The sequence below is a fragment of the Phenylobacterium sp. genome, from assembly GCF_044372605.1.
Lineage (GTDB): Bacteria > Pseudomonadota > Alphaproteobacteria > Caulobacterales > Caulobacteraceae > Phenylobacterium.
In genome coordinates, this window is sequence record NZ_JBILRO010000242.1 from 1 (window position 1) to 5,216 (window position 5,216).

Genomic DNA, 5,216 nt, shown 5'->3' on the forward strand with positions numbered 1-5,216 from the left:
TTAGGGTTCGCATCGGGCGCCCTTAGCTCAACCGGATAGAGCACCCGCCTTCTAAGCGGGCGGTTGCAGGTTCGAGTCCTGCAGGGCGCGCCAATCCCGGACGGGAGTTGCGTAACTCACGTTGTTCGTAGAATTGGCCGACGCGCTCCTTCGCCCCTTGCGGGAGAAGGTGTCAGGCGAAGCCTGACGGATGAGGGGTCGCGCGAACTTATCAGAATGATTTCCGGGGTTTATCGGAGAGGGTGATCGACCCCTCATCCGACCGCCTGCGGCGGCCACCTTCTCCCGCAAGGGGCGAAGGGGCACAGCTTCGACCGCTCTGGCCATGCCGGGTTACGCTGCGGTCCCCGGGGGCGGCGGCTTCGCGATGATCAGAAGGGTTCGAACGGGCGCGCCAATCCTGCTAAAGACCCCCATGGCCTGGACCCGCCGATACGACGACGCCGAACCCCAGAGGATCAACAAGTGGTTGGCCCAGAGCGGCGTATGCTCGCGCCGCGAGGCTGAAGCCCTGATCGGCGAGGGCCTGATCTATATCGACGGCGAGCGGGTGGAGGACGCGGGACGCAAGATCCTGCAGGGCCAGACGCTCACGCTGACCGACAAGGCCGAAGGGCGGCTGGAGGGCTTCACCGCCGTGCTCAACAAGCCGGTGGGCTATGTCTCCGGCCAGCCGGAGCCCGGCTACACCCCCGCCGTCCGCCTGCTGACGAAGGAAGCCCTGGTCGGCGAGAGCGTCACCATCCCGGACTCAAGGATGAGCCTGCCGCCGCTGGGGCGCCTGGATCTGGACAGCCACGGCCTGCTGATCCTCTCCAACGACGGCGTCCTGGCCAAGGCCGTGATTGGTCCGCAGTCGGAGCTGGACAAGGAATATGTGGTCCGGGTCGCGGGCCGCATCGACCCGCCCAAGATCGCGCTGCTGCAGCACGGCCTGGAACTGGACGGCCGCCAGCTCAAGCCGGCCAGGGTCACGGCCCAGGGACAGGTCCTGCGCTTCATCCTCACCGAAGGCCGCAATCGCCAGATCCGCCGCATGTGCGAGCTGCTGGATTTGAGGGTCATGGATCTGCTGCGGTTGCGGATCGGGCCGCTGGATCTGGGGGATCTGCCGGAAGGTCGTTGGCGGGTGCTGAGTGCGTCGGAACGGCAGGCCATGATTGCGGCGTCTCGGGGTCGGCAGGGGATGGGCTCGGCCACTTGGTAGGCGATGACCGCCCGTGGGCGGACTCGCTGATTTTCCAACTTGGGTGGTTAGCGGACCTTGGCCGTGGTAACTTCACGGTCGCGGCGTCTTTTAGGAACCGTGGACTGTGGTGGGCTACCTTGGCAGTGAGGCCTGTGCCAGTTTTTTCATCCCCTGCGAGGACGGCGTTGATTGCGTTGCTTAGCCTAGTGGCTGCAGGCTGCAACAACTGCGGCGTCAATGAAGTCAGTTCAGCCGGGGACGTGACAGTCGGTGGTCGCTGGACGAAATCGTCCGACGAAGTAGAAAGCTACTTCTGCGAAGTTGAAAGCTGGCAGGGTGCGGCGAACGCGAACGGCGCGAGCTCTCGCGGTGCTGATTGCCAGACGGCTCGCGAGTTCTCCGCTTTCTTTGATCACGACGGGAAGCGTTATAGGGCAAAGATCCAAGGGGCGCGCGTTGTCAGCCTGGGACGTCGCAGCGCCTGCATCGACATGTGACCTTTTTCCTCGATGTTCACGTCAGCAACGGGTCGATTGCGACCCAAAGTCACAGGTCTGCAAGCGGACATTTGCCAAGCCTTCCATAGCGGGCGCCCAATGCCAGGCCCGATCCGCTAGACCCCCGGCGTCCGGTCCGCGGCCAGCGGGATCGTCCAGTCCGCGCGCGACGGCATTTCATCCAGAATCCACCGCGTCAGCCGTTCATAGTGGGCGACAAAGCGGGCGACGGCGCCGTCATCCATGCCGCCCCCAGTGCGGGCGCGAAGCTTGTGTTCCTGCTCGGTGCGCCAGGCGCTGACAACGTCAAATCCCGGCGCCGCAAGCAGGACGAGCAGGTCCAGCCGCTCGAACAGGGCCTGGTACGGCCCCGCCAACTGCCGATCGACATATCGGCGCCAGCCGCCATCGGGATCCTCGTCGCGCTCGAGTCCGTTCACCGGGGCAACCAGATCAGCCTTGGGCTGCGGTCGCGCGCCCACGCACCAACCTTCCAGAATCACCACATCCAGCGGCCCTTCCACCTCCCGCCAGGCCGATTGCGGACGCCGCTCATCCGAGGCCTTGTCAAAGGTGGGCAGGGGCGTCACGCCCGGCAGGGCAAGGTGATCCAGCACCACGCAGGCCAGCGCCACGTCATGGGTGCCGGGCGGCCCGCGCACCGCCATCAGCGGATGCACCTTGCGGGCCAGCCAGGCCCGGGCCTCGCGGCTCAGGTAGAAGTCGTCCAGCGAAAGGCTGACGGCCTTAAGGCCCTGCACGCACAGGATCGCGACGGTGGCCTCGGAGATCGTCGACTTCCCCGACCCCTGCGCGCCACAGAGCCCCACAAAGACTGTCTGCCCCCGGGCGGCGCGCAAGGCTGCAGCCCGGGCCGCAAGCGGTCGGCAGACCCGCTCCAGCGTCGTCCTGAAACTCTCCGGCAGCCGCTCCCGCGCCAGGAACGCGGCAATGTCGTCCTCGGTCACCCGGCCAGCCTGGCATAGGCGTCCAGACCGGCCCGGAGGTCGGCCTTCAGCTCCTCCGGGTCTTCAAGACCGATGTGGAGGCGGACCAGCGGTCCCCCGTAGTCCTTCGCAAAGTTCCGGACCTTGAGTTGCGGCGCGCAGGAGATCGCCAGGCTCTCGAACCCGCCCCAGGAGAACCCCAGTCCGAACAGCTTCAACCCATCCAGAAACGCGTCGACCGCCGCGTCGGGCGCCGGGTTCAGGGCGAAACTGAACAGCCCGCAGGCGCCCTTGAAGTCCCGCGACCAGATGGCGTAGCCCGGAAATTCCGGCAGGGCAGGGTGGTAGAGCGCAGCGACCTCGGGTTGGGTTTGCAGCCATCGCGCAATGGCAAGACCGCTCTCGCCATGGCGCGCCAGCCTGACCGGCAGGGTCCGGAGCCCCCTGAGCATCGCATAGGCGTCCTCGCCGGACACCGCCCAGCCTATGTTGGTGACGCCCTCCTCGAGCAGCCGGACCAGCCGCGGCTCCCGCGCGGCCGCCGAGCCCATGAAGGTGTCCGAGTGCCCGCAGACATACTTCGTCAGTGCCTGGATCGAGATGTCGATCCCGTGCTCCAGCGGCTTGAACAAAAGGCCCGCGCCCCAGGTGTTGTCCGTCGCCGTCAGGATGCCGCGCGCCCGCGCGAGTTCGGCGATGCGGGGCAGGTCCTGCATCTCGAAGGTGAGCGACCCGGGGGTCTCCAGGAAGATCAGGCGCACGGCCTCCGACGCTCCCGCCACAAGGTCTTCGGGCGAACTCAAGGGATCGTAGTAGGTCACCTTCACGCCGAAGCGCCGCAGCACATGATCACAGAACCGCCGGACAGGCTTGTAGACGCTGTCCACCACCAGGATCTCGTCGCCGGCCTTCAGCACGGCGAGCAAGGCCCCGGAGATGGCGGCCATGCCCGAGGGGTAGAGGGTGACGCCGGATGCGCCCTCAAGCTCCGCCAGTGCTGCGCGCAGGCTGGCCTGGGCGGACAGCCCGGAGCGACCGTAGGTCACGTAGTTGTCGTCGTCGTAGAGAGACGCCGCCGTCGGCAACAGGACCGTGGAGCCCTTCTGGATCGGGGGGCCAACGGTCTTGGCCAGTGGGCCGCTGAGGGCCCCGGCGCGGATCAATCGGGTTTCGTCGGACATGCGGGGTTGCGGGTGGGGGCGACGCTGGCGAAAGTGCCATTCCCCTTAGAGCCCGAAGCGTCTCTGAGTTTCAAGGAGCAGCAATGATCCGCAGCCTCGCGGCGATCACCGTTCTGGCCCTGACCGTGGCCGGATGCAGTCCGCCCAAACCTGTGGAAAAGGCGCCCGCCGCCTCGCCGACAGCCGGACCAGCGGCGGCGCCGATCGGATACTCCCCTGCGAAGAGCCCGACCCTGGACGCGGTGCGCAAGCGTGGAGTCGTGCTCTGCGGTGTGCATCCCGGCCTGCCCGGCTTCGCCCTGCCAGACCCGCGCGGCGAGTGGCGAGGGTTTGACGTGGACATCTGCCGGGCCGTGGCGGCGGCGGCTCTGGGCGACGCCAAGAAGGTGCGCTTCACCGTGATTGGCGGAGAGGATCGTTTCGGCGCCCTGAAGCGCGGCGAGATCGACATCCTGTCCCGCAACACCTCGGAGACCTTCGCCCGGGACGCCGGCCTCGGACTGACGTTCCCGGTCACCACCTACTATGACGGCCAGGGGTTCCTGGCCCCCAAGGCACTGGGGCTCAATAGCGCCGAGGAATTGGCCGGCGCCCGGATCTGCGTGCAGGCAAAAACCGCCAGCGCCGGCAACCTGGCCGACTTCTTCAGTGCGCGCGGCATGAAGTACCGCGAGGTCGTGGCCGCCTCCGAGGCCCAGGCGCGCAAGATCTATGAGACCGAGGGCTGTGACGCCTTCACTGCCGATGTCTCGGCTCTCGCGGCCACCCGCTCGTTGCTGGGCAATCCCGGCGCTCATGTGCTTCTGCCCAACGTGATCTCCAAGGAGCCGCTGGGACCCGTCGTCCGCCAGAACGATCCGGTGTGGGCCGACATCGTGCGCTGGAGCGTCTACGCCACACTGATCGCCGAGGAACTTGGTCTGTCGTCACGCACCGTAGAGGAGGCCCGCGAGACGGCCACTGACCCCGAGACACGCCGCCTGCTGGGATTGGAGGGCGATCTCGGGCCGTTACTCGGCCTGCAGCCGGACTGGGCCTTTCAGGTGATCCGCCAGGTGGGCGGGTACCACGAGATTTTCCGGCGCGATCTGGGCGCCGATTCCGCGCTGCGCCTGGACCGCGGCCTGAACGCGCTGTGGTCAGCGCCGGAACCGGGTCTCATGTACCCGCCGCCGATGCGCTAGGCTCCGGACTCAGTTTTAGGTCAATAATTCAACAATATACGCTCATCCCGGCGAATGCCGGGACCCAGATGGAATGCCGCAGGGGCGGGTTATATATTCACGCAGCGATTCCAATCAGCCTCTCAGTTTTGAGATCTTGGTCCCGGCATTCGCCGGGATGAGCGGCAGTTAGGACAGACCCTAAAGCTCCAGCCGCATGGCGCAGCGATCCTTCAGGC

At 66.6% G+C, this 5,216-nt stretch carries 4 protein-coding genes and 1 tRNA gene; 3 read left to right on the forward strand and 2 right to left on the reverse strand.

The window, feature by feature from the left end; translation table 11 throughout:
* The first annotated feature begins 16 nt into the window (after positions 1–16).
* Both ACIQ42_RS15725 and ACIQ42_RS15730 read left to right on the forward strand, forming a co-directional pair.
* Positions 17–93: transfer RNA gene (locus ACIQ42_RS15725), tRNA-Arg, on the forward strand.
* Positions 94–415: 322 nt separating this feature from the next.
* The gene (locus ACIQ42_RS15730) at positions 416–1,207 is read left to right on the forward strand and encodes a pseudouridine synthase (RefSeq protein WP_397423190.1); all 792 of its coding nucleotides are present in this window, start codon (positions 416–418) and stop codon (positions 1,205–1,207) included.
* Between the two features lie 595 nt (positions 1,208–1,802).
* Here the strand turns inward: ACIQ42_RS15730 and ACIQ42_RS15735 are convergent.
* Complete coding sequence (locus tag ACIQ42_RS15735; protein WP_397423191.1) at positions 1,803–2,654, reverse strand: kinase; 852 nt, start codon at positions 2,652–2,654, stop codon at positions 1,803–1,805.
* Complete coding sequence (gene metC, locus ACIQ42_RS15740; RefSeq protein ID WP_397423192.1) at positions 2,651–3,814, reverse strand: cystathionine beta-lyase; 1,164 nt, start codon at positions 3,812–3,814, stop codon at positions 2,651–2,653. The genes ACIQ42_RS15735 and metC overlap by 4 nt, the downstream gene beginning before the upstream one ends.
* 83 nt (positions 3,815–3,897) lie before the next feature.
* Between metC and ACIQ42_RS15745 the strand changes: the two genes are divergently transcribed.
* A complete protein-coding gene (locus ACIQ42_RS15745; protein ID WP_397423193.1) occupies positions 3,898–4,998 on the forward strand; it encodes an amino acid ABC transporter substrate-binding protein in 1,101 nt (366 codons plus the stop codon).
* The last annotated feature ends 218 nt before the right edge of the window (positions 4,999–5,216 follow it).